The 22,681-nt window shown below is 72.7% G+C and carries 23 protein-coding genes; 16 read left to right on the forward strand and 7 right to left on the reverse strand.

What is annotated here, in order from left to right; all coding sequences use genetic code 11:
• The first annotated feature begins 17 nt into the window (after positions 1–17).
• From FLW16_RS10725 to FLW16_RS10735, 3 genes are all read left to right on the forward strand, one after another.
• Positions 18–587 carry a transcriptional regulator gene (locus FLW16_RS10725; RefSeq protein ID WP_142559819.1) on the forward strand — a complete coding sequence of 190 codons (570 nt, stop codon included), beginning with the start codon at positions 18–20 and terminating at the stop codon, positions 585–587.
• On the forward strand, positions 580–1,431 hold the full coding sequence (locus FLW16_RS10730; protein WP_142559820.1) for an SRPBCC domain-containing protein: 852 nt from the start codon (positions 580–582) through the stop codon (positions 1,429–1,431). The genes FLW16_RS10725 and FLW16_RS10730 overlap by 8 nt, the downstream gene beginning before the upstream one ends.
• 69 nt (positions 1,432–1,500) lie before the next feature.
• On the forward strand, positions 1,501–2,289 hold the full coding sequence (locus tag FLW16_RS10735; protein ID WP_142559821.1) for a class I SAM-dependent methyltransferase: 789 nt from the start codon (positions 1,501–1,503) through the stop codon (positions 2,287–2,289).
• On the opposite strand, the gene FLW16_RS10740 is transcribed toward FLW16_RS10735, so the two are convergent.
• Entirely contained in the window at positions 2,264–2,878 is a 615-nt protein-coding gene (locus FLW16_RS10740; RefSeq protein ID WP_142559822.1) for a helix-turn-helix domain-containing protein, read from the reverse strand. The two genes, FLW16_RS10735 and FLW16_RS10740, sit on opposite strands and share 26 nt — an antisense overlap.
• A gap of 117 nt (positions 2,879–2,995) precedes the next feature.
• On the opposite strand from FLW16_RS10740, the gene FLW16_RS10745 reads away from it, so the two are divergent.
• Together FLW16_RS10745 and FLW16_RS10750 are read left to right on the forward strand one after the other, a co-directional pair.
• Complete coding sequence (locus tag FLW16_RS10745; RefSeq protein WP_142559823.1) at positions 2,996–3,478, forward strand: cation:proton antiporter regulatory subunit; 483 nt, start codon at positions 2,996–2,998, stop codon at positions 3,476–3,478.
• Positions 3,479–3,487: 9 nt separating this feature from the next.
• Positions 3,488–4,648 carry a cation:proton antiporter gene (locus FLW16_RS10750; RefSeq protein ID WP_142559824.1) on the forward strand — a complete coding sequence of 387 codons (1,161 nt, stop codon included), beginning with the start codon at positions 3,488–3,490 and terminating at the stop codon, positions 4,646–4,648.
• A 75-nt stretch (positions 4,649–4,723) separates the two neighbouring features.
• Here FLW16_RS10750 and FLW16_RS10755 read toward each other — a convergent pair whose 3' ends face one another.
• The 3 genes from FLW16_RS10755 to FLW16_RS10765 all read right to left on the reverse strand — a co-directional run bounded on the left by FLW16_RS10755 (position 4,724) and on the right by FLW16_RS10765 (position 6,977).
• Positions 4,724–5,530: a cytochrome c oxidase assembly protein gene (locus FLW16_RS10755; RefSeq protein WP_142559825.1), complete on the reverse strand. Its 807-nt coding sequence runs from the start codon at positions 5,528–5,530 to the stop codon at positions 4,724–4,726.
• Positions 5,531–5,540: 10 nt separating this feature from the next.
• Positions 5,541–6,080: a DUF2243 domain-containing protein gene (locus FLW16_RS10760; protein ID WP_142559826.1), complete on the reverse strand. Its 540-nt coding sequence runs from the start codon at positions 6,078–6,080 to the stop codon at positions 5,541–5,543.
• A gap of 129 nt (positions 6,081–6,209) precedes the next feature.
• Positions 6,210–6,977, reverse strand: a complete 768-nt coding sequence (locus tag FLW16_RS10765) for a TetR/AcrR family transcriptional regulator (RefSeq protein WP_142559827.1) — start codon at positions 6,975–6,977, stop codon at positions 6,210–6,212.
• A gap of 76 nt (positions 6,978–7,053) precedes the next feature.
• On the opposite strand from FLW16_RS10765, the gene FLW16_RS10770 reads away from it, so the two are divergent.
• Positions 7,054–8,052 (forward strand): ATP-binding cassette domain-containing protein, encoded by a 999-nt coding sequence (locus tag FLW16_RS10770; protein WP_142559828.1) that lies wholly within the window; start codon positions 7,054–7,056, stop codon positions 8,050–8,052.
• Entirely contained in the window at positions 8,049–8,882 is an 834-nt protein-coding gene (locus FLW16_RS10775) for an ABC transporter permease (protein WP_142559829.1), read from the forward strand. Before FLW16_RS10770 ends, FLW16_RS10775 begins: the two co-directional genes overlap by 4 nt.
• A gap of 108 nt (positions 8,883–8,990) precedes the next feature.
• Here FLW16_RS10775 and FLW16_RS10780 read toward each other — a convergent pair whose 3' ends face one another.
• The gene (locus tag FLW16_RS10780; RefSeq protein WP_142559830.1) at positions 8,991–9,434 is read right to left on the reverse strand and encodes a helix-turn-helix domain-containing protein; all 444 of its coding nucleotides are present in this window, start codon (positions 9,432–9,434) and stop codon (positions 8,991–8,993) included.
• A 131-nt stretch (positions 9,435–9,565) separates the two neighbouring features.
• Between FLW16_RS10780 and FLW16_RS10785 the strand changes: the two genes are divergently transcribed.
• Entirely contained in the window at positions 9,566–10,438 is an 873-nt protein-coding gene (locus FLW16_RS10785) for an aldo/keto reductase family oxidoreductase (RefSeq protein WP_142559831.1), read from the forward strand.
• A gap of 301 nt (positions 10,439–10,739) precedes the next feature.
• Positions 10,740–11,564, forward strand: a complete 825-nt coding sequence (locus FLW16_RS10790; RefSeq protein WP_142559832.1) for a hypothetical protein — start codon at positions 10,740–10,742, stop codon at positions 11,562–11,564.
• A gap of 119 nt (positions 11,565–11,683) precedes the next feature.
• On the opposite strand, the gene FLW16_RS10795 is transcribed toward FLW16_RS10790, so the two are convergent.
• Positions 11,684–12,244 (reverse strand): GNAT family N-acetyltransferase, encoded by a 561-nt coding sequence (locus FLW16_RS10795; RefSeq protein WP_142559833.1) that lies wholly within the window; start codon positions 12,242–12,244, stop codon positions 11,684–11,686.
• Positions 12,245–12,319: 75 nt separating this feature from the next.
• Entirely contained in the window at positions 12,320–15,280 is a 2,961-nt protein-coding gene (locus tag FLW16_RS10800; RefSeq protein WP_185949354.1) for a CHAT domain-containing protein, read from the reverse strand.
• Positions 15,281–15,356: 76 nt separating this feature from the next.
• Here FLW16_RS10800 and FLW16_RS10810 point away from each other — a divergent pair, with 76 nt between their 5' ends.
• The 7 genes from FLW16_RS10810 to FLW16_RS10840 all read left to right on the forward strand — a co-directional run bounded on the left by FLW16_RS10810 (position 15,357) and on the right by FLW16_RS10840 (position 22,679).
• On the forward strand, positions 15,357–16,613 hold the full coding sequence (locus FLW16_RS10810; RefSeq protein ID WP_142559836.1) for a S8/S53 family peptidase: 1,257 nt from the start codon (positions 15,357–15,359) through the stop codon (positions 16,611–16,613).
• 6 nt (positions 16,614–16,619) lie between these two features.
• Complete coding sequence (locus FLW16_RS10815) at positions 16,620–17,180, forward strand: RNA polymerase sigma factor (protein WP_142559837.1); 561 nt, start codon at positions 16,620–16,622, stop codon at positions 17,178–17,180.
• Positions 17,181–17,189: 9 nt separating this feature from the next.
• Positions 17,190–17,690, forward strand: a complete 501-nt coding sequence (locus tag FLW16_RS43570; RefSeq protein ID WP_185949355.1) for a hypothetical protein — start codon at positions 17,190–17,192, stop codon at positions 17,688–17,690.
• Between the two features lie 160 nt (positions 17,691–17,850).
• Positions 17,851–18,627, forward strand: coding sequence for a hypothetical protein (locus FLW16_RS10825; protein WP_142559838.1), 777 nt, complete (start codon positions 17,851–17,853; stop codon positions 18,625–18,627).
• 2 nt (positions 18,628–18,629) lie between these two features.
• Complete coding sequence (locus tag FLW16_RS10830; RefSeq protein ID WP_142559839.1) at positions 18,630–19,298, forward strand: hypothetical protein; 669 nt, start codon at positions 18,630–18,632, stop codon at positions 19,296–19,298.
• 5 nt (positions 19,299–19,303) lie between these two features.
• Complete coding sequence (locus FLW16_RS10835; RefSeq protein WP_185949356.1) at positions 19,304–20,560, forward strand: hemopexin repeat-containing protein; 1,257 nt, start codon at positions 19,304–19,306, stop codon at positions 20,558–20,560.
• Positions 20,561–20,591: 31 nt separating this feature from the next.
• Positions 20,592–22,679: a hypothetical protein gene (locus FLW16_RS10840; RefSeq protein ID WP_142559841.1), complete on the forward strand. Its 2,088-nt coding sequence runs from the start codon at positions 20,592–20,594 to the stop codon at positions 22,677–22,679.
• The last annotated feature ends 2 nt before the right edge of the window (positions 22,680–22,681 follow it).

Genomic DNA, 22,681 nt, shown 5'->3' on the forward strand with positions numbered 1-22,681 from the left:
ACAACATTGTTTTTGCGATGAGAGACGTCCTGTACCTGGAGCAGATCGAGCAGGCCGAGGCACTGCTCAAGCCGCAGCGCATCGAGGTGCTGCGGCAACTGGCCGAACCGCGCACGTGCACCGAGGTGGCGGCGGTGCTCGACCAGACACCGCAGCGGGTCTACTACCACGTCAAACGCCTGGTGGAGGCGGGCCTGGTCGACCAGGTCTCCGAGCGGCGGGTGCGCGGCATCACCGAAGGCATCTACCAGGCGAGCGCCCGCTCCTACTGGCTGTCGCCCAGCCTGGTGGGCCGCATCGGCGGGCTGCGCCGGCGGCAGGACGAGCTCAGCCTGGGCTACCTGCTCGACCTCATGGAAGAGGTGCAGGCCGACATCGCCGCGCTCGACCGGACCGCGCCGGAGCTGCCGTCCATCGGCGTGTCCGGCGAGGTGCGTGTGCCCCCGGAACGACGCCAGCAGTTCCTGGCCGACCTGCGCACCGCGCTGCAGGACCTGTTCACCCGCTACGGCGGCACCGAAGGCGACGCCTTCAAGCTCGTCGTGGCCTGCTATCCCCACTACCCACAGGGAGACGACCGTGAGTGAACCGATGATCGTCCGCGTCCGCCTGGCCGCCCCGGTGAAGGAGGTGCGCCACGCGCTGACCGACCCCGCCGCGATGCGGGTGTGGCTGGCCGAGCACGCCGAGGCCGACCTGCCCGGCCGCTACGCGTTCTGGGGCCGCCGCACCCCCGAGGGCGACGCCCCCCACCAGCGCCCGCTGCACGCCGACGACCACACGCTGCGCTTCGCCTGGCTGCTGGACGGCGTGGAGACGACCACCGAGATCACGCTGGCGGAGGAGTCCCCGGACACGACGGTCCTGACCCTGTCGCAGAGCCACTTCGACTTCCAGGACGTCATCACCGGGGCGAGCATCCGGGGCGTGCTGCAGACCTTCTGGTCGCTGACGCTGTCCAACCTGGCCGACTACGTCGAGGGGCGCGAGATCGGCCCCCAGCCCGACTTCACCTCGGCCGACTTCCGAGGCGAGATGGTCGTTGACGTGCCGGTCGAGCAGGTGTACGACTCCCTGGTCGACTCGGACAAGGCGAGCGACTGGTTCGGATACCCCATCGGCATCGAGCCGTACGTCGGCGGGCGCTTCGCGATGGGCGGCCTGGACGTCGATCCGCACCCCGCGAAGATCATCGACCTGGTTCCCGGCAAGACCATGTCGGCCGACTGGGGACCGGGGGGCGTCGTCACCTGGGAGCTGGAGGACAGCGGCGGCAAGACCCGCCTGACGTTCGTCCAGAGCGGCTTCGACACCGGCAACCCGCCGTACGCCGCCTGGACCGGGTGGCTCAGCGGCCTGGCCGCCCTGCGCCGTTACCATGAGGTGCCCGGCGGCCACCGGATCTGGCTCCCCGTCGAGCCGGCGGCCTGACCCCGGTCCGAGCAACACAGCCCCGCACCACGATCAGCCCCCTCACGATCAGTGGAGTGTGATCGGTCAATGACGGTGACCCGGGAAGTCCTCGCCTATTACGAGCAGGACAAGGAGGACGGCAGGCTCCGTACGGGACGGGGCCGGCTGGAGCTGTGGCGGACGCAGGACGTGCTGCGCCGGGCACTGCCGTCACCGCCCGCCCGGGTGCTCGACGTCGGCGGCGGCACCGGAGTGCACGCAGAATGGCTGGTCGCCGACGGTTACGAGGTCGAGCTGCTGGACCCGGTCCCGCTCCACGTCGAGCGGGCCGCGGCCCTGCCGGGAGTGACCGCGAGGCTGGGCGACGCACGCGACCTGCCCCTGCCGGACGCGAGCGCGGACGCGGTCCTGCTGCTGGGCCCGCTCTACCACCTGGCCGACCGCGCCGACCGGATCACCGTCCTGGCCGAGGCACGCCGCGTGGTGCGCCCCGGAGGACTGGTGGCCGCCGCCACCATCAACCGCTACGCGGCCGTGCACGACATGGTCTACCTGGGGACCTACGAGCAGGAACCACACCGCCGGGCCGCGCGCCAGGCCATGGAGAACGGCCGCCTGCTGGGTCCCGTGCAGGGTTTCTCCGCCTACCTGCACGACCCCGACGAGGTGCCCGGGGAGTTCGCCGACGCCGGGCTCCCCGACGCCGAGCGGTACGGCCTGGAGGGCGCCTTCTGGCTGTACGGCGATGTGAACGACTGGCTCGACGACCCCGAACGACGCAGGCTCATGCTCGACGCCCAGCGCACGCTGGAACGCGTGCCGTCGCTTCTCGGGGCCAGCGGCCACATGCTCACCCTCGCCCGCCGGCCCGCGTAGGCTCCTGCTTCGCCTTCGGGCGGGCGCGCAGGTGGGCGCGCTCGCCCTGGCTGCCGAACAGGCTGAGGAACTCGACCGCCTGGTCGTCGGCGGCGCCGAACCAGTGCGGCAGCCGGGTGTCGAACTCGGCCGCCTCACCCGGTGACAGCATCAGATCCTGCTCGCCGAGCACCATCCGCAGCCGCCCGTTGAGCACGTAGAGCCACTCGTACCCCTCGTGGGTCTTCGGCTCCGGCGTCCTCCTGACGCTGCCCGCCGGGATCACCAGCTTGTAGGCCTGGATGCCCCCGGCCCGGCGGGTCAGCGGCAGCATCGTCATGCCGTAGCGGGCGACCGGCCGCAGGTGGATGCGCGGATCCCCCGTCGGCGGGGCGTCGACGAGCTCGTCCAGCGTGACCCCGTGGGCCCTGGCCAGGGGCAGCAGCAGTTCGAGGGTCGGCCGCCGTGCGCCCGACTCCAGCCGCGACAGCGTGCTCACCGAGATGCCGGTCGCCGCCGCCAGGTCGGCCAGGGTCGTCTCGCGCTGCCGGCGCAGCGCGCGTAGCCGGGGCCCGACCGAGACGAGCGCGTGTTCGAGGTCGTCGTCCACGCCGTCAGCTTGCCATACCGGCAACGACACCTGCGAAGACGGCCGAAATGAGACCGCCGTCCGTTATTGGTAGGTTCCTGGATAAGTGTTGACTTATCGGAACGGAGGAGCGGCGCCGTGGATGTCGAGCAGACGGTGTTGCCGGGGATCGGGTTGCGGCACGAGTTCACCACGCGCTCGGGACGGCGCATCGGGGTGGTCTCCCACCGCACCGGGCGGCGCGACCTGGTGATCTACGATCCCGACGATCCCGACAGGGCCTGCGAGACAGTGAAACTCAACGACGAGGAGGCGGACGCGCTCGTCGAGCTGCTCGGCGCCCCCCGCATCGTCCAGCGGCTCAACGCCCTGCACCGCGAGGTCGAGGGACTGGTCAGCGTCCAGCTGCCGATCGCGCCGAGCTCCCCCTACACCGGCCGTCCCATGGGGGAGGCGCAGGTGCGCACCCGCACCGGAGCCTCCATCGTGGCCGTCGTCCGCGCCGGGCACGTGTTCGCCAGCCCCGCCCCCGACTTCGTCCTCGCCGGGGACGACATCGTGGTCGTGGTGGGCAGCGAGGACAGCACCGCCGCCGTCGCCGACATCTTCGCAAGCGGCTGAGGGCAGCGCGTGCACAATACCGCGATACTTTTCCTGGAATTCGGCGCCGTCGTCCTCGGACTCGGCATCCTCGGAGCGCTGGCGCTGCGCGTCGGCATCTCCCCCATCCCTCTCTACCTCATCGCAGGCCTGGCCTTCGGCACCGGTGGCATCCTCCCGCTGGCCACCAGCGAGGAGTTCACCGCCACCGGCGCGGAATTAGGCGTCATCCTGCTGCTGCTCACTCTCGGCCTGGAATACAACGCCGACGAGCTGATGACCAGCCTCAAGGGCAACGCCCGCGCCGGCCTGGTCGACCTCGTGCTCAACGCGGCGCCCGGCGCGATCTTGGCACTGCTCCTCGGCTGGGGGCCGGTCGCCGCCGTGGCCATGGCCGGCGTCACCTACGCCACCTCCTCCGGCATCACCGCGAAGGTCCTGTCCGACCTGGGCTGGATCGGCAACAGGGAGACCCCGGTGGTGCTGTCGCTGCTGGTGTTCGAGGACCTCACGATGGCGGTCTACCTGCCGGTCCTGACCGCCATGCTGGCGGGCCTGAGCATGGTCGCCGGGGCGGTCACCGTGGCCATCGCACTCGCCGCGGTGAGCGTGGTCCTGCTGGTCGCGCTGCGCTTCGGCCGCTACATCGAGGCGTTCGTCGCCAGCCCCAACTCCGAGGTGCTGGTGCTCAAGGTGGTCGGGCTGGCGCTGCTGGTGGCCGGGCTGGCCCAGCAACTGCAGGTGTCGGCCGCGGTCGGGGCGTTCCTCGTCGGCATCGCGCTGTCGGGCGAGCTGGCCGAAGACGCCCAGGCGCTGCTCGCGCCGCTGCGCGACCTGTTCGCCGCGGTCTTCTTCGTGTTCTTCGGCCTGCAGACCGACCCCACCAAGATCCTGCCCGCCGCCGGCCTGGCCGCGGGCCTGGCCCTGGTGACGATGATCACCAAGCTGATGACCGGCATCTACGCCGCCCGCCGGGCCGGCATCGCCCGCGCCGGGCGGGTCCGCGCGGGCATCGCGCTCATCCCCCGCGGTGAGTTCAACATCGTCATCGCCGGGCTGGCGGTGGCCGCCGGCGCCCATCCCGACCTGGGCGCGCTGGCGGCGGCGTACGTCCTGATCCTGGCGGCCTTCGGTCCCCTGGCGGCCCGTCTGGTCCAGCCGCTCCTCACGCGCGTGGCAAGTCGCGCCTGACGCCTTCGCACCCCCCTGCACCGGCCCGCACTGTCACCGGCCTGCCCCGCATCGCGGCGGCAGGCCGGTCGCGTTTCAGGCCCGTACGGCCCGGCCGGAGACGGGGCGGGGACGGCGTTCCGGACGCCAGGTGGAGACGAGGGCGGCCGCGAGGAGGAGCTCGGCGATGTCGCCGCCGTAGTACATGATCTCCGCGCCGCCCCGGACCTCGGGGATGGGCGCGTGGACGTCCACCCAGAAGCCGCCGTACATGAGCTGTGCGGCGACCGCGTGCACGGCGATGGCGCAGCCCAGGTAGACCAGCCGGGCCCGGACGCCGGGCCGGGCGGGCGCGGGGTCGGGACCGGCGATGGCGTGCGCGAACAGGCAGCCCGACAGCAGGAAGTGCGCGTGCAGCAGCCAGTGCCCGGAGGGCAGGGCCGTGACGGCGTTGTAGAGCGGGGTGAAGTAGAGCACGACGAGGCTGCCGGTGGACAGCATCAGGGCGGTCGCCGGATGGGTCAGCAGCCGGCCGGGACGGCTGTGCACGACGGCGGACAGCCGCCGCGCGCCGCTGACGGGCAGGGTCCGCAGCAGCAGGGTGATCGGGGCGCCCAGCACGAGGGCGAGCGGGGCGTACATGCCGATGAGCATGTGCTGGATCATGTGGCCGCGGAAGTCGGCGTGAGCGAAGGACGCGACGGGCGGCAGGAGCGCCACCGCCGACAGCGCGAGCCCGGTGGCGAAGCCGGCCGTACGCCACCGGCTCCAGCCCACGACCGGGTTGCGGCGGCGCGCCCGCCGGACCAGGTGCCGGTAGACGAGCAGGGCGAGGACCGGCGGAAGCACGCCGGACAACGCCGCGAAGTGCACGCCGTGATCCGTCAATCCGTGGTCCGTCATGCGGGATCCGTCACGCGGAGGTCTCGGCGGGGTCGAAGGACCGGCCGCTGCGCGCGAGCAGGTAGCCACCGGCGAGCAGCAGCGCGCCCAGTACGAGGAAACCGATGTCCCACCAGAGCTGGTGGGGACCGGCGTGGACGTGGTGGATGGCCAGGATGTGGTGGTCCAGGACGCCTTCGACGAGATTGAAGATCCCCCAGCCGGCCAGGATCCACCCCCACAGCACCCGCGAGGTCCACACCCGGCGCCGGTCGCGGGTGACCCTGGAGTACAGGATCGCGAGGCCGATGAGCACCGCGAGCCAGCACACGGCGTGGAAGACGCCGTCCCACACGGTGTTCATCTCCAGCCCGGAGACGGTGCGCGGGTTGTAGTACCTCACCCCGATGCGGTCGCTGTCGGTGCTGCTCAGCATGTGATGCCACTGCAGGAGCTGATGCAGCAGGATGCCGTCGACGAAGCCGCCGAGTCCCACCCCGAGCACGATGCCCGGCAGCCGCAGACTGACCGGCGTCACACCGGCCCGGGCCTCGCCCGCGGTGGTCGCCATCGCCGTGCCTCCGTCCCCTCCGCGCCGCTGTGCGGAACTCCGCGAGGGCAGGTTCCCCGGACGCGAGGGTGTAGTCACGCAGGCACGCGCGGATCCGCCGCGGGGCCTACCGACTCTTTGAACAGCACCTCACCCGGCGGTGCGGGCGGCGACGAACGCCTCGATGCCGTCGAGCACCCGCTGCAGGCCGAACTCGAAGGCCTGGTCGGGGTCGTAGGCCGCGTTGTACGCCTCGCCCGCCGCCGCACCCACCCGGGCGGCGAGCGGGTAACGCCGGGGGTCGAACACCTTGGCCAGGTAGGGCGCGTGCGCGTACCACCACTGCTCGTCGGTGACGCCCGTCTCCCCCGGCGCCTGCGCCGCCTCCACCGCGCCCCGCGCCGCGCCGCTCACGTAGCCGTTCAGCAGCGTGACGACCGAGTCCATCTCGAGGTCGTCCAGGCCGATGCCGTCGACGGCCCGCAACTCGTAGTCGTACTTGGCGATGAGGTTGGGACCCAGCGGGGGCCGGGTGACCGACGACACCTGCAGCACCCAGGGGTGCCGCCGGTAGAGCGCCAGGTTCTCCCGCGCGATCAGCTCCAGCCTGCCCCGCCAGCCACCCGGCACCTCCGCGGGCGCGGGCAGCTCGCCGTACGCGGTGTCGAGCATGACGTCGATCAGCTCGGCCTTGCCCGGGATGTAGGTGTACAGGGACATCGTCCCCACCCCGAGCTGTTCGGCGACCTTGCGCATGGACAGCGCGGCCAAGCCCTCGGCGTCGGCGACCTCGATCGCCGCGCGCACGATCCGGTCGACCCCGATCTCCGGCTTGCCCTTGCGCCCGGTCCGCTCCCCCGTGCGCCACAGCAGGGCCAGACTCCGCGCCGGGTCTCCCTGCGAGCTGTACTCCGTCATCGCCTGCGAATTCTACGCGCACCCTGATTCCGTATGCTGTACGGTACAGCGTACTGAATCCTCGGGAGGAACCACGATGACGTACGCGATCGCGGCCGAAGGGCTGCGCAAGCGATACGGGAACACGCCCGCCCTCGACGGCGTCGACCTGGCCGTCGGCGAGGGCACGGTGCACGGCCTGCTGGGACCGAACGGCGCGGGCAAGACCACCGCCGTCCGGATACTCACCACGCTGCTGCGTCCCGACGGCGGCACGGCCCGGGTCGCCGGCTTCGACGTCGTACGGCAGGCCGCCGACGTACGCCGCGGCATCGGCCTGGTCGGCCAGCACGCCGCCGTCGACGAGGTCCTCAGCGGCAGGCAGAACCTCGTCATGTTCGGCCGCCTCCACCACCTGCGCCCAGCCGCGGCCCGGGCCCGCGCCGACGAACTGCTCGCCCGGTTCGGCCTCGCCGACACCGGGACCAGACCCGTCGGGCACTACTCCGGCGGCATGCGCCGCCGCCTCGACCTGGCGGTCGGGATGATCTGCTCCCCGCCGGTGCTGTTCCTCGACGAGCCCACCACCGGCCTGGACCCGCGCGGTCGCACCGAGGTGTGGGAGGCCGTCCGCGGCCTCGTCGCCGAGGGCACCACCGTGCTCCTCACCACCCAATACCTGGAGGAGGCCGACCAGCTGGCCTCGCGCGTCTCGGTCGTCGACGCGGGCCGCGTCGTCGCCGAGGGCTCCCCCGACGAACTGAAGTCCGCGCTCGGCGGCGACCGCCTCGACGTCGTCGTGCGCCACACCGCCGACCTGCCCGCCGCCGCCGCGATCGCCGGCCGGGTGGCGGGCGCCCCGGGTGATGTGTCCGTCGACGTGGACGCCGACTCCCGCCGCGTCAGCGCACCCGTGCGCGACCGGTCCGCCGCGCTCCCCGAGGTCCTGCGCGCCCTCGACGCCGCAGGCGTCAGCGTCGCGGACATCGCCGTGCGACGGCCCACCCTGGACGAGGTCTTCCTCCACCTGACCGGCACGCGGAACAGCCCGGAGAACAACACGGAGAACGGCACGAGAAAGGGAGCCGCGGCATGAGTGTGACCGTCACCGCACCCGAGATCCCCCGCACCGCCGCCGCGCGGCTGCGCTGGGCCCTGGCGGACGGCTGGACCGTCACCCTGCGCGACCTCACCCACTGGGCCCGCAAACCCGGCCAGGTCGTGGCGGGCCTGCTGTTTCCCGTCATGATCGTGCTGATGTTCGGCTACCTGTTCGGCGGCGGCATGGCCGTACGGGGCGGCGGCGACTACCGCGAATACCTCATGCCCGGCATGTACGCCATGACCATGCTCTTCGGTATCGAGGCCACCTTCACCGCCGTCGCCCGCGACGCCGCCGGGGGCGTCACCGACCGCTTCCGCTCCCTGCCCATCGCCTCCTCCGCCGTCGTCCTCGGCCGCAGCGTCGCGGACATGCTCAACACCGTTCTCGGCCTCCTCGTCATGATCGCCTGCGGCCTGGCCGTCGGCTGGCGCTGGCACGAAGGTCCCGTCCGCGCGGCCCTCGCCGTCGGACTGCTGTTGCTGCTGCGCTTCGCGTTCCTGTGGGTCGGCATCTACCTCGGGCTGACCCTCGAAGGCCCGGAAGCCGTCATGGCCGTCCAGATCCTCGTGTGGCCCATCGGCTTCCTGTCCAGCGCCTTCGCCTGGACCGGCACCATGCCACGCTGGCTCGCCGCCGTCGCCGAGTGGAACCCCCTGTCGGCCACCATGGCCGCCACCCGCGACCTGTTCGGCAATCCCGGCGCGGGCGGCACCACCTGGATCGCCGAGCACGCCGCGGTCATGGCGCTGGTCTGGCCGCTGCTGCTCATCGCGGTCTTCCTCCCGCTGTCGGTCCGCCGCTACCGCCGCCTCGACCGCTGACACCCCGGGCGATCGCAGAACTGGAAGCGCGGGCCACCGTGGGCACGCCGGCGCTGCCGCCCTGAGCAGGCGCGACCTCGGCGGCGGGTATCCCGGATCTTCCTTGGTTCAGGCGGTACGGCTGTCGTACGTCGCGCGGTTGGCGAGCACATCATCCATGTGCGTCTCGGCCCAGGTCTTGAGGCCGCGCATCATCTGGTGCAGTGAGAGACCGAGGTCGGTCAGCTCGTAGGAGACCGTGACGGGCACGGTCGGCGTCACGGTGCGAGTGATCAGGCCGTCGCGTTCCAGGGAGCGCAGCGTCTGAGTGAGCATCTTCTGGCTGATGCCGGCCAGCAGGCGGGACAGCTCCGAGTAGCGCATCGACCGGGGCTCACCGGCGCAGTCGGCGCCTGGCTGAGGCGAGCCGTCGCTGCCCAGCGCGGCCAGGATCAGCGTGACCCACTTGTCGGAGATCCGGTCGAGCAGCTTGCGGCTCGGACACGCCGCCAGGAAAGCGTCATATTCCGCCTTGGCCTGTGCCTTCTTCTGGGCCGCCGTCATCGTCGCCATCGACCGCTCCTCTAACCCGTGGGCGACTTACGCACTCCGAAGTGCGTACTTCCCATCAGGATGTTACCCACCCAGAATGCAGCAAGGGGCCGTTGAGGCACCACCCTTCAGTCACCATGAAAGACAGAGGCATGAGCACGCTCTCCACTTCGCTTCCCGGCGGCACCTGGAGCCTGGGCGACCTGACCGTCACCCGGTTCGGCTACGGCGCCATGCAGCTCGCCGGTCCCGGGGTCATGGGCCCGCCCGCCGACCACGACGGCGCGCTGGCCGTCCTGCGCGAGGTCATCGACCTCGGCATCACCCACATCGACACCGCCCACGCCTACGGGCCACGTATCACCAACCAGCTGATCCGTGAGGCGCTGCACCCATATCCCGAATCGCTGCACATCGCGACCAAGGTCGGCGCGATCCGCGACGAGCACGGCGGCTGGCCCCCGGCCCGCCGGCCGGAAGACCTGCGCCGCGCCGTCCACGAAAACCTTGAAACCCTGGGCCTCGAGGTGCTCGACCTGGTCAATCTCCGGCTCGGCGACGCCCAGGGACCCCAACCCGGTTCGCTGGCCGCGCCCTTCGAGACGCTCGTCGAACTTCAGCAGCAGGGGCTGATCCGCCACCTCGGGGTCAGCAACGCGACGCCGGAACAGGTCGCAGAGGCGCGGGCGATAGCGCCGATCGTGTGCGTGCAGAACATGTACAACCTCGCCTACCGCCAGGACGACCAGCTGATCGACGAGCTCGCCGAAGAGGGCATCGCCTACGTGCCCTTCTTCCCACTCGGCGGCTTCAGCCCGCTGCAGTCCTCGGCGCTGTCGGCCGTAGCCGCCCGGTTGGGCGCGACACCGATGTCTGTCGCCCTCGCCTGGTTGCTGCGGCGGTCGCCGAACATCCTGCTGATACCTGGCACCTCGTCGGTGGCACACCTGCGCGAGAACCTCGCCGGCGCCGGACTCTCGCTCTCCGACGAGGAACTCGCCGAGCTCGACAAGATCGGCCGCTAGCGGGGGTATCCCGCGACTTCGTGCCGGAGAAGATCCGTCGGCCCCCGCTCGAACTCCACCGGCGCGTGCTGCTCAACCGGCACCCGCCGGCGGGCTCCAGGGGCGCAGGCCGGATGGCGGCAAGATCGGGACGCGAAGGCCGTGCAGGAGGTCAGCGGCGGCAGCGGTCATGTCACCGCTGAGGCGGGCGACCTGGAAGGAGCTTGATCCGAAGGTGGGCAGCTGACAACCGATCTTCGCTGTGCCACGTCTCCTGTAGGCCCCCACGTCACATCAGGAGCCGACGTTGCGTATCCATGCGGTGGTCTCGGTCGTCGTCGCGAGTTGCCTGTCGCTGGTGTGCCAGCCGGCACACGCCGCCCTGGCCAGCGCGGAGCAGGGCCTGCGCGTTGCTGCCGAGGTCGTGGAGTACGAGTGCACCACCGATGACGTGACGGAAACGCAGGACGTCAAGATCAACGTCGAGCTGACCATGCCGGACAACGCCACTGCGGGGCAGCAGATGTCGATCGGCTGGCGCGGAACGTATGTCACCGGAAGCGAGCTTCGGGCGCCCGCCGCCGGACTGACCGCCGTCAAGCTGTACGCCTACGCGGCCCTCACCGGGATCGAGGACCTGACATCCGCCACCGGCGTGAGCGAGCCCCTGAGCATCACCGCCGGCCAGACCATTCCGCTGCCGGAGGCTGAAGTCAGCATGAAGACGACCTCGTCCAGGGCCGGCACAGCGACGGTGCGACCGGCCGCCATCAACATCGGACCCTCACCCACCGCGCCGGTGATTGAGTGCGAGGTGCGGAACGCGTCCACCCTGACCACCTACACCCTGACCGTCGCCCAAGGCGGTCAGGCGAGCACCTCTCCCACTGCGGATCGCACCACCACCAGCCCGAAGCCGACCCGGACCGTCACGGCCACGGTGACGGCTGCCGCAACGGACGACGCCGACCTTGACCAGGAGATCCCGGCGGCGCAGGAGATGGACGCGACCCCGGTTGGCGGGGCTGCGACCGGAGGCGGCGGCGAGGCCGGGCCGGACGGGCGGATGTACGTGCTGACCGGCCTTGCGATCATCCTCGCCGCCTGCGCCGGACTCCTGCTCCGCCGTCGTTTTCGATCAGGGTGAGCAGGCCCGCTCCGTATACAGGACGGTCCAGGGCCGCCGGGCCGCCACCCACTCCCGACGGCTGGCTCTTGGCCGCGGTCGCTGTCGTGGCTCAGCGCTGAGAGAACGAGGACGTCGAATCACCGTGCGAGGGGCAACGGAAGAATCAGCACGTCCATGAGTGGTGCGTCGGGCCAGCCGGGGCGCAGGCGGGCGACAGGCCGCCAGCCCCACCGCAGGTAGGCGGCGTAGGCCGCGCTGTTGTCCGGGCGCACGAGCAGCGTGGCGCGTCGTTCGTCACGGCCGGTCAAGAGTTCGTCGTGCAGGGCGTGCGCGACGCCCTGTCCGGTCCACGCCCGCCGCACCATGATCTCGGAGAGGGCGAAAGTACGGGTGCCGTCCTCGACGGTGAAGCCCGGCTCGGGTTCGGCCTCCAGCCCGTTCCACCACCGCGTGTCATGAGCCAGAGGCCAGCCCCAGGACTGGCCGACCGGCTTGTCGCCGACGTACGCCATGACGAGGTCGAAGCCGTCCCGGCTGGTGTAGGCGTCGAAGCGGGTCATGAATGCCTGGTCACCGGCGAATGCGTCACCGGTGGCGATCTGCTCGGCGTAGGCGTCGCGGTGCATCTGCGACACGACCTCGCGCTGCTCGCGGGCGCCGGCGGCGTCGAACCGCTTGAAGATCACAGGTTCGGTCATTGCTGCTCCTCGGGCGCGCAGGGTCAATCGTGGGTCAGCGCGCGGGCGGCGTGGTCGAAGCGTACGCAGAACTCGTCAGCCCGCGCCGGAAGCGGCCCGATCACGGCCCGGATCGCGACCGAAGACCGGGACGGCGCCGGCGCCGATGCACACGAAGCCGGCCGCCGCGGCGGCCGTCCGCGGGTTGTCGCCCCGGACGGCCCGCTGGGCCTCGGCGAGGGCGGCGGCGGGCGGGCGCCCGGCGGCCAGACGTTCGTGGAAGGCCACCATGACGGGGGTCGTCGCCGCGTCGGGGATCGGCAGCACCGAGGCGACGAGCTGGGACGTGCCGCGGGCGAGGAACGCCACGGCGAGGCCCATCAGCTCGTCGCCGGTGCGCACCACGGAACGGCCGCTGTCGCAGGCCGCGAGCACCAGCGTGTGCGGCACCCGCGGCAGCCGTTCCACGTCGTAGGCCATCAGCGGCCCGTCGGCGAGAACGATGCCGGAAAACAGCGGGTTCTCCGCCGACAGGTGGCCGTGCGCGGCGAGATGCGCGAGCCCGGCGCGCGACAGGGCGGCCGAGACCGCCTCGACCGACGCCGCGGCTCCGGCGAGCACGGTGCCGTCGTGGATCGCGCCGACCGCCACCGCCTCGGGCTCCGCGGCCGGCAGCCGCGGGCCCGCCACCGCGACCACCCGTCCCCCGGCCGCGACATCCGCGCGCCCCGGGCCCGCGCCGCCCCTGCCGTCACCGTCCGTTCCGTCCGCCGACGCGAGGCGGGTCCTGGCGAGGTGCCACAGTGTCGCGGACGGCGCGACGGTCACCGGCCGTCCCGCGCAGGACGGCAGGAGGGACCACGGCAGGCTGTGCAGCGGTCCGGTGGGCACCACGACGAGCGGGCGGTCGCCGATCTCGGCCGGCGGCCCGAGCAGCAGGGCGTCGAGCCGGGCGGCCGCGGCGTCCAGCAGCGCGGCGGACGCGGCCAGCACCTCGGGCCGGGCGTCCGGGCGCGCGTTGCGCCGCACGGCGAACGTCAGCCGCTCGATCAGGTCGGCCGCCTCGGCCGTCGCCCCGAGGCGCCGGACGCCCACGCGTCCGTCCACCACGGTGAGCACGTGCAGGTCGGCGCCCCGGCGGACGTACTCGACCAGCGCCCACGAACCGAGCGAGGCGGCGAGGTCCCGGGACGTGACGGGGGCCGCGGGCGCGCCGCCGGGAGCGCCGGTGAGCCGGCGGCTGTGGTCGCGGATGCGCCGTTCCAGGTCCGCCTGCCGGGCGAGCAGCGGGGCGGGCGCCGCGGCTTGACCGGCCAGGTCCCTCGTGACGGAGCGCAGCCGGGCCAGCAGCGCGGTCAGCACCGGGTCGTCGGGCGGACGGACCGGCGCGGCCGGCAGACGGCTGGCCCGGGCGCGCTCCGACCACTCGAGGAGGCCGTCGGGGCGGCCGGCCTCGAAGGCCACCTCCAGTCCCAGCGCCACCAGGTCGGCCCGGTGCGCCGCCGCGTGCACCCGCAGGTCGGTGGCCCCCATCGCCGAGGCGTGCTCGTCCAGGACCCGCAGGCCCGTCCGTACGGCGGCGAGCACGCCGCGCGCGTCCCCCTCGGCCCGCCGTTGAAGCGCCCGCGCGTACCAGCCGCGCGCCCGGACGAGCGCCGATCCCCGGGACCGGGACGCCGCAGCGGCCCGGCTCAGGTAACCGGCGGCCGCCTCCGCCGTCCGGGAGCGCCGCTCAGCGGTCACCTGGGCGGCCACGATCGCGGCGTCCAGCGCCGCCGCGGGCCATCCCGCCGCGTCCAGGGTCGCGACCATGACGTCGATGACCGCCGCCGGGAGACGCGGCCGGCGGCCGGCGGCGCGCTGGGCGGACAGCACGGACAGCCGGGCCAGTTCCGTCCATTCGCGCCGCCCCTGTGCGCGGAAGCGGCGCAGTGCCGCACGGGCGTGGACCAGCGCGGCGGCCGGATCGCCGGACAGGATCTCGGCCTGCGCGAGCAGCACCTGTACCTCGGGCACCTTGAGCGAGCGGCGCTCGCGGCGGTAGGCGTCCACCGCGCGGGCGGCGGCCGCCTTCGCCTCGGCCGTGAGCCCCACCGACAGCAGCAGCTCGGCACGGTCCTGGTGCAGCGTGCCCAGCTGAGCGCCGTGCGCGCCGATGATGCGCTCGGCCCGGTCGAGGTGGCGCAGCGCGGCCGGTACGTCGCCCCGCAGCGTCTCCATGAGACCGAGGTTGTTGGCGATCAGGCCGATCGTCAGCGGGCGGCCGAGCTCGCGCGCCAGCGTCTCCGCCTCCAGCAGGTCGCGTTCGGCCGCGGCGAAGGCGTGCCGGTCGGAGTGGACGAGGGCCCGGTTGATCAGCATCCGCTGCACGCCGAGCAGGTCGGCGTGCCGGCGCAGCACCTGCAGCGCCACCTCGAACTCGGCAAGCGACTCGTCGAGGCGGCCGATCACGTGCAGCACGATCGCGCGCTGCGCGCGGGCGCGGGCGGCCGCCATGCCGGTCAGATCCGGCAGGGCGGCGTCGATCTCGCGCAGCGCGGCCTGCGGCCTGCCCCGTTGGAGGACCGCGAAGGCGAGCTTGTACCGCGCCTCGGCGGCCAGGTCGGCGCGGCCGGCCCGCACGCCCCAGGCGGCGGCGCGGCTCAGGTGCCTGATGGCGTTGTCGAACTCGCCCACGTGCAGGAGCGCGTGCCCCCAGGCGCGTTCGGCCGTGGACGCCGCCACGGCGTGGCCCGCGCGGGTCGCGCGGCGGGCGGCCCTCTCGGCCGTCGGGAGGCCAGAGACGGGGTCGCGGTCCACCGCGGCCAACGCCGCCTCGGCCTCGGCCAGCGGCTCATCCGCCGACTCCGGCGACCCGTCCACCGAACCGTCCGCCGCCTCGGCTCCCGCCAGTGGCTCGGCCGTCCGCTCGACCGCCGGTTCGGCCCCGGCCGGCGTCTCGGCCCTGACCACTGAGCCGTCCGGCGAGTCGCCGTCGCCGGGAACGGTGGGGGCGCGTGCTGGAGCGTTCCCGTGGGCCCTTGCGCCCGGCGGCGTTTCCTGCGTTGGATGTATCACGGCCAGGTCCTCGTGGTTCCGTCTGAGGAAGTTCGTGTTCCGGACAAGTCATGACCCCGGGAAGGACACTATCCAGATGCCAGTCGACGCGGGCACCACATCGCACCAACCGGACCAACTCATCGTCGACCTCCTGCACCTGGAGGTCGTCGAGCGCATGCTGAACGACTTCGGCGTGGTGCACGCCGCCCTCGCCCCCGACGACAGGGACGAGCTCCTCGGACTGGCCCGCCTGCGCGACCTCAAGGACGCCGACGACGATCCCGTCGAGGTCGGCGAGCTCCTCGCCCTGCTGCGGGAGAAGGCGGCCGCCGACCGCGGCGGCTGGGTGCCGACGATCGGCAAGAACCGGGTCGTGGACGCGGTCATCGGGGACGGCCACAAACCCATGTCCCTGCCGGACGGCGCGGTCCTGGCGAGCGGCCACAAGCCCATGCATCTGGTGAGCGGCGGGTTCTCCGCCCTGGGGCACAAGCCCATGTCCCTGGGCGAGTTCGACGTGCTGGGGCACAAGCCGATGGACGGCGGGCAGCCGGAGCCCGCCGGCCCCGCCGACGTTCCGCAGTCGCTCGCCGGGCACGAGGACGCCGGGCGCGGCGTGCGGGTCGGCGTCGTCGACACCCCGCTCGCGTCCACGCAACCGGGTACGGCGGAGCACCCGCTTCCGTACCGCTCGGGGCACTCCGCGTTCGTGCGCAGCCTCATCCAGCGGGAGGCGCCGGCCGCGGAGCTCTCCGTCGAGGGGGTCCTCGACCCCGGCACGGGCCGGGCCGACTCCTGGGACACGGCCCGGGCCATGCTGCGACTGGCGGCCGCCTTCCAGCCGGACATCCTCAACCTCTCCCTCGGCTGCTTCACGCTGTCCGGGGGGCCGCCGCTGGTCATCGCCCGCGCGATCGAGCGGCTCGCTCCGCGGGTGCTGGTCGTGGCCGCCGCGGGCAACCACGGCGCGCTCCCCCACCTCAGCTCCGGACGCAGCCGGCGCTCGGCCTGCTGGCCGGCCGCCGTCCCGCCCGTCGTCGCGGTCGGCGCGTACGGCACGGTGGACGGGCACCCGGTCATGCCCGGCTGGAGCCCGGACCTCCCGTGGGTGACGTGCCTGGCGCCCGGGGAGGGGGTCGTGGGCTCCTACCTCACGGGAGAGGTCGACATCGACGGCCGCCGCCAGACCTTCCAGGGCCACGCCCGGTGGAGCGGCACCTCCTTCTCGGCGGCCCTCGTCAGCGGCGCGATCGCCGCCCGCACGGTCCCGGGCTCGGTGACCCCCTGGCAGGCGCTGGACAAGCTCCTTGCCGAGGCCGCCGAGGTCCGGCCGTACCCGTTTGAGGGCTGACGGGTCATGCGCGACGATCCGGTCGTCGTCGACCTCGTGCTCCGGGCGCGCGAGGGCGACGCCGCGGCGTGGGACGCCATCGTCGAGCGGTACGCGCCGCTGGTCTGGGGGGTGTGCGGCCGGTACGGCGTGAGCGGCAGCGACGCGGACGACGTCGCCGGCGGTGTATGGCTGCGGCTGGTGGAGCGCCTCGACACGCTGCACGAGCCGGCCGCCCTTCCCGGCTGGCTCGTCCGCACCACCCAGCGACAGTGCCTGCAACTGCTGCGCGCCCGTAAGCGGCAGGTTCCGGTGGACGGCCCCGAGCCGGGCGCCCGCGGGGGCGAGGACGGCGTGGACGGGGAGTTACTCGTGGCGGAGCGGCGGCACGCCCTGCGCACGGCCTTCGCCGAGTTGCCGGACCGGTGCCGGGAGCTGCTGAGCATGCTGTTCGCCGAGCCGCCGGCCTCCTACGCCGAGATCAGCGCCGCGCTCGGCGTCCCGGTGGGGGCGATCGGCCCCACCCGCGGGCGCTGCCTGGATAGGCTGCGCAGGAGCCGGGCGCTGGCCGCTCTCCAGCTGGCCTAGGAGGTCGACGTGGACGGGAGCGACGGCGTGACGGACGTGCCGAGCTGGCGGGACGACGACGACCGGCTGCTCGAGGAGCTGGGGCACGCGGTGCGCGAGGCTCGGGTTCCCGAGTCCTTCGTGCGTGCCGGGAAGGCGGCCTTCGCGTGGCGGACCGTCGACGCCGAGCTGGCCGAGCTGCAGCTCGACTCCGTGCTCCCGGCGCGGGAACCGGCGGGCCTGCGCGACGAGCCGCGGCCGGACGGCTCGGGGCCGCGCGTGCTGAGCTTCGCCGCCGGCGAGCTGTCCATCGAGGCCGAGATCCATCCCGACGCGGTGCGCGGGCAGCTGGTGCCCGCGCAGCCCGGCGCGGTCCTCGTGCGGGACGACGACGGCCCCGTCCGGGAGGTTCCGGTCGACGAGGTCGGCTGGTTCGTGATCGAGCCGGTCCCGGCCCGGCGCTTCCGGCTGCACGTCCGCACGTCCGCCGGGGCCTCCGTCATCACCGGCTGGATCGACGCCCGGCCGTAGAACGACCGCGCCCCGGCCGGATCGGCCCCGGCCGTAGACCGACCGCGGCCCGCCGGAAAAATTCACGGAGATTCGCTGTATCACCGGTCCTCCCGCGCCATCCGTCGTGCGACAGACCACCGCGTCAGCGGTGACGTACCGCATCGGAAGGACCAGGATCGTGAGCGATCCCGCACGCGCGATGAGCAAGGAAGACGCCTACGCCGAGCTGCTCGACCTGCAGTCGAGCGACGTGATCCGGCTGGAGGGGGAGGGCAGCCCGGACGGGGTGAGCCTGGACGGCTGGGACGGCGAGCAGCCCCAGGACGGCAACGTCGCCGGAGTCGTCGTCCGCTACCTGGCGTCGGGCACGGTGACGTTCGGGCAGCCCAGCCACCCGGCGGCGCCCGACCGGCTGGACCCCCGCAACGCGCTCGCCCTGGTGCGGCTGTGCCAGTGGCTGAAGGACACCTACAACGTCGTCGAGCTCTACCACCTCGGCATCTCCGGCGGCGGCGTCGACAACCAGGGCCGCCCGCGCACCGACTGCCACGGCCAGGGCCGCGCGGTCGACTTCGTCGGCGTCAAGGCCATCGCCGAGGACGGCGAGGAGTGGACGCTCACCGTCAGCGACGACTGGGGGACCGTGTCGACCGCCGCGACCCCCGGCGGGAACTGGCCGCCCGGGACCGGGTCAGACACGTCCTACCGGCTCGACGACGAGGACGCCGACCCGTTCACGCGCGACTTCTGGCGCGCCGTGTACGAGTTCGTCGCCTCGGAGTGGCAGGACCGCACCGACGGCCCCGACGGGCTGGACACGCCCACGTCCATCGGCGAGCGCAGCTTCATCATGCACCCCGACCACCCGGCCACCGCCCCCGGGACGCCGCACGGCCGAGAGGCCCACAAGAACCACATCCACATGCAGATCGGCGTCACAGGAACGGCGGCCTGACCATGCGCAACCTCACCTTCTGCGACATCCGGCTGCACCCCTCGACGGTGGACTCCGCCTTCGAGGAGGCCATGACCGGCGACGTCATGCCGGGCGCGGGCGACCTGCCGCACCCGCCCGGCACGCTGTTCGTGCGCAGCCTGTACCGCGAGGCCGGCTACGGGTTCCCGCCGGCCTACCGCTGCGTCGTGAACTCGATCCTGGTGAGCGACACCGGGTTCTTCGGCATGCGCCCCCGGATCATCCGGCTCGGCGCCGACACCAAGGAGCCGCGCTTCCGGCTCGTCGCGGGGGCGGCGCCGGACGACGAGACGGTGCTGGACGTGCTGCGGACGCGGGACGGCCACTCGCTGGTGATGGCCGCCGTCCACCTCCCGCTGCGGATGATCCAGGAGACCTTCGAGAAGGAGCTGGTGGCCGCGCTCGAGGAGGAGGTCGCCGTGCCGTCCCGGTTCAGCGCGGTGTCCGGCGCGATCTGGACCCGCGACGACGAGGCCGTCCCCGGCCGGGTCGAGTACCTCGTCGCCGCGACGGGCGACTTCGCCGAGCTGCGGCTGCGGCCCCGCACGGTCGAGCGGATCGAGGCGGCCGGCGGCCGGCTGGTCGAGTCGCGCGGGTTCCGCCACCTCGGCACGGTGTCGGGCGAGCCCGCGCCTCAGGCTGGGGGGTGACGGCCGTGGGCAAGCTCTGCGGGTTCGTCGCCCCGTCCGGGACGAAGGCCTACTTCTTCACCGGCGAGCGCTACATCCGCTACGACGTCGAGGCCGACGGCGCCGACGAGGGCTACCCGCTGGCGATCGCCGACCAGTGGCCCGGCCTGTTCGAGGCGGACATCGACGCCGCCCTGCCGTGGAGCGACGGCTCGGTCTTCTTCTTCCGCGGCGACCAGTGCCTGTCGTACGACCTCGAGAACGGGATCGTGCTGGACGGCCCGCGGCCGATCGCCGAGATGTGGCCCGGGCTGTTCGAGTCCGGCATCGACGCCGCGATCCTGTGGGGCAGCGGCAACGCCTACTTCTTCTCCGGGGAGCAGTACCAGGAGTTCGACGGCGCGACCGGCCAGATCGACCCGGAGGTCAGGTCGGTCGCCGACGACTGGCCTGGAGCGTTCCCACGGATCGAGACGGCGCTGTGGTGGCCCAGCGGCAACCCGTACATCTTCTCCGGCGACGAGTACGCGAGGCTGGACCCGGACGACGGCTCCGTGGCCGAGGACTTCCCCCGGCCCATCGGGGACTGGCCGGGGCTGCCGATCGGGCCGCTGGCCGAGGACGTTCCCGAGCCTGTCGCACCGGACGGGCCGACCGGCTCGGCGCGCTCGGTCAGGGACTTCTTCCCCGAGTTCAGCGCCCCCTTGGAGGGCCGGCTCCCCTACCTGTACCAGGACGTCAAGGGCCTGGTCACCACGGGCGTCGGCAACCTCGTCGACTCCCCCGAGGAGGCGGCCGCCCTGCCGTTCGTGCACAAGGACACCGGGACGCCCGCCACCCGCGCGGAGATCGTGGCCGAGTGGCACCGGATCAAGGACGCGCCCGACCTCGCGAAGAAGGGCCACCTGGCGGCGAAGGCCATCCACACCCTGGAGCTGCCCGACGCCGCGATCGACGAGCTCGTCCGCAAGCGGTTCGACGTCAACGAGGCCCGGCTGTCGGCCTTCTTCCCCGGGTGGGCGGACTGGCCGGCCGACGCCCGGCTCGGGGCGCACAGCATCGCCTGGACGGGCTCGTTCTTCCCCACCCGCTGGCCGGGCTTCAACGCCGCCGCGAACGCGGGCCGGTGGGAGGACGCGGCGGCCCAGTCCCACCTGCGGGAGGACGGCAACCCCGGCCTCGCCCCGCGGAACCGGGCGAACCTCCGGCTGTTCCGCAACGCGGCCGCCGTGGTCGGCCGCGGCCTCGACCGGTCCCTCATCTACTACCCCGCCGCCCTGTGAGCGGCCTCCCCACACAGTTCAGGAGCCAGCGATGGTGAACCCAGCAGGACCGATCATGGCCGGCGGCTTCGAGACCGTCACCCTCAACGACGCCGGCGTCGAATACTCCCTCGTCTTCCTCCCCGACAAGCACAACGACGAACTCCAGGCCCAGGGGGCCAACCCCGTCTTCTACTGGCTGCCGGAGCGGATGCGCCTGGCGCGCAAGCCGAACGGCGACCTCAGGCTCGGCTTCCTGCATTTCCTCGGCGTGCAGGACGGCCAGACGAATCTCGGCGTGGCCCCCGGGCAGACCCGGGAGACCTCGGGCGGGGTGCTCAGCTTCGCGATGACCGGCGCGCCGCCCGAGGGCGTCCTGCAGGCCGCGCACAAGCAGATCCTGGAACGGATGCAGCAGGGCAGCCGGGACCGGTTCTGGCAGGTCAAACCGGGCGTGGCCAACCGGTCCACGATCGCCGACATCCGGCCGATCCCGATCAGGAGCTCCACGCTGCGCCTGATGATCACCGACCAGGACGGCACGCAGGGCGGCAACGCGGGCGACCCGTTCTTCGTCACCGCCCAGGGCGCCGGGCCCGGCAGCCTGATCCCCACCGCCGAGCACCCGTTCGTCGTCAACCTCGGCACGTTCGCGGCGGCGCAGGTGGAGCAGGGGCTGCTGGGCACCGAGGTGCCCATCGGAGTGACGGCCGACCTCACGCTGCCCCTGTGGGCGCCGATCACGCGGCTGCACATGACCGCCGACTGGGAGCGGGTGTTCAGCCACTTCACGGCCCAGGCCAACGCCAGCTGGTGGTGGAGCTCGGGCGACCTCAAGGCCACCTGGAACACCCTGCGGATGAACGGCGACATCAAGGTCGAGCTGGAGATGGACCGTACGATTCCCGGCGCGGACAACAAGGAGGCGATGGTCACCAAGTACATCGACATGCTCGTGGCGATGTGGCTGGACCAGGCGAAGCAAGTGATCTTCCAGCCGATGCCGGAGGTCCAGGACCCGGGCCCGCCCAAGCCCGGCGGGCTGCTCAACCTCTTCGGCTGGGGCTTCGGCGCGGGGTTCAGCCTCAACTTCCGCCACGACCGGGTGGAGATCGCCAACTCCTTCACCTTCGAGGTCGACGAGATGTACGCCCAGCCGAGCACGATGGGCGGCACCGTGGACGGCGTGGCCGACCTGCTGGCCGCCCACCCGGAGCTCAAGAGCCGCTACCTGCGCACGCTCTACCTGGACAACTGGGAACGCAAGATCACCACAGTCTGCCGGCCCGTCATCAAGTGGCCCGACCCGGACCACGGCGTGAGCGGCGACCCGGTGAAATTCGCCAGCGTCCAGATCGGCTACCCCAGCGTGAACGGCGAGATCGCGTGGTCCGCCCACGACTTCCTGCCGCCGCCGCGCCCGCAGGAGGTCGACGCGACGACCGACGTGCACGGCGAGGGCGCCCCCGTCGGAGAGACCACCCCGCTCGCCCCCACCGCCTCGCCGACCCTCGTCTACGCCAGCGGCGCGACCAGCGAGGTCTTCTTCGCCCGGCAGACCCAGAAGAAGGCGGAGGAGGTCGCCGGCGCGCCGGAGGGGTGGCGTCCGGACAAGGTGTTCGTCCGGCGCACCATCCAGTTCGACGAGGCGCCGTCCGCCCTCGACGACCGGTTCACCCGGATCATCGTCGAGGCCAACGAGGTGGACCTCGACCCGGGCCCGTTCGGCACGCTCACCGACAGCCTGAACGTGGCCGTGCGCGCCGACAACGCCGGCGCGCTCGTGCTCGCCCCGATCTCGATCAACCGGGACCTGACGGCGAGCAACCAGATCGTCGAGGTGCAGGTGCAGCCCAAGGGCGAGGGCCCCGACGGCGGCGAGCGCCCGATCGTGACGTTCACCTTCACCATGGCCGACACCGGGGAGAACTACAAGGAACGCCGGTTCGCCCTCTACACGGGGCAGCTGGGACGGCCGCCGGCGTACCGGTACCGGGTGCGCGTGATCATCAAGGGCACGCTGTTCGAGGACGGGGACGAGTGGATCGGGCCCTGGACCGACGGCGAGGGCAGCGGCGACCTGGCCGTGCGGGTGCCGAAGAAGACCGCTCCCGGCGTCACCGTCGTGAGCCAGGGCTGATC

Source organism: Microbispora sp. KK1-11 (assembly GCF_006874435.1).
GTDB lineage: Bacteria > Actinomycetota > Actinomycetes > Streptosporangiales > Streptosporangiaceae > Microbispora > Microbispora catharanthi.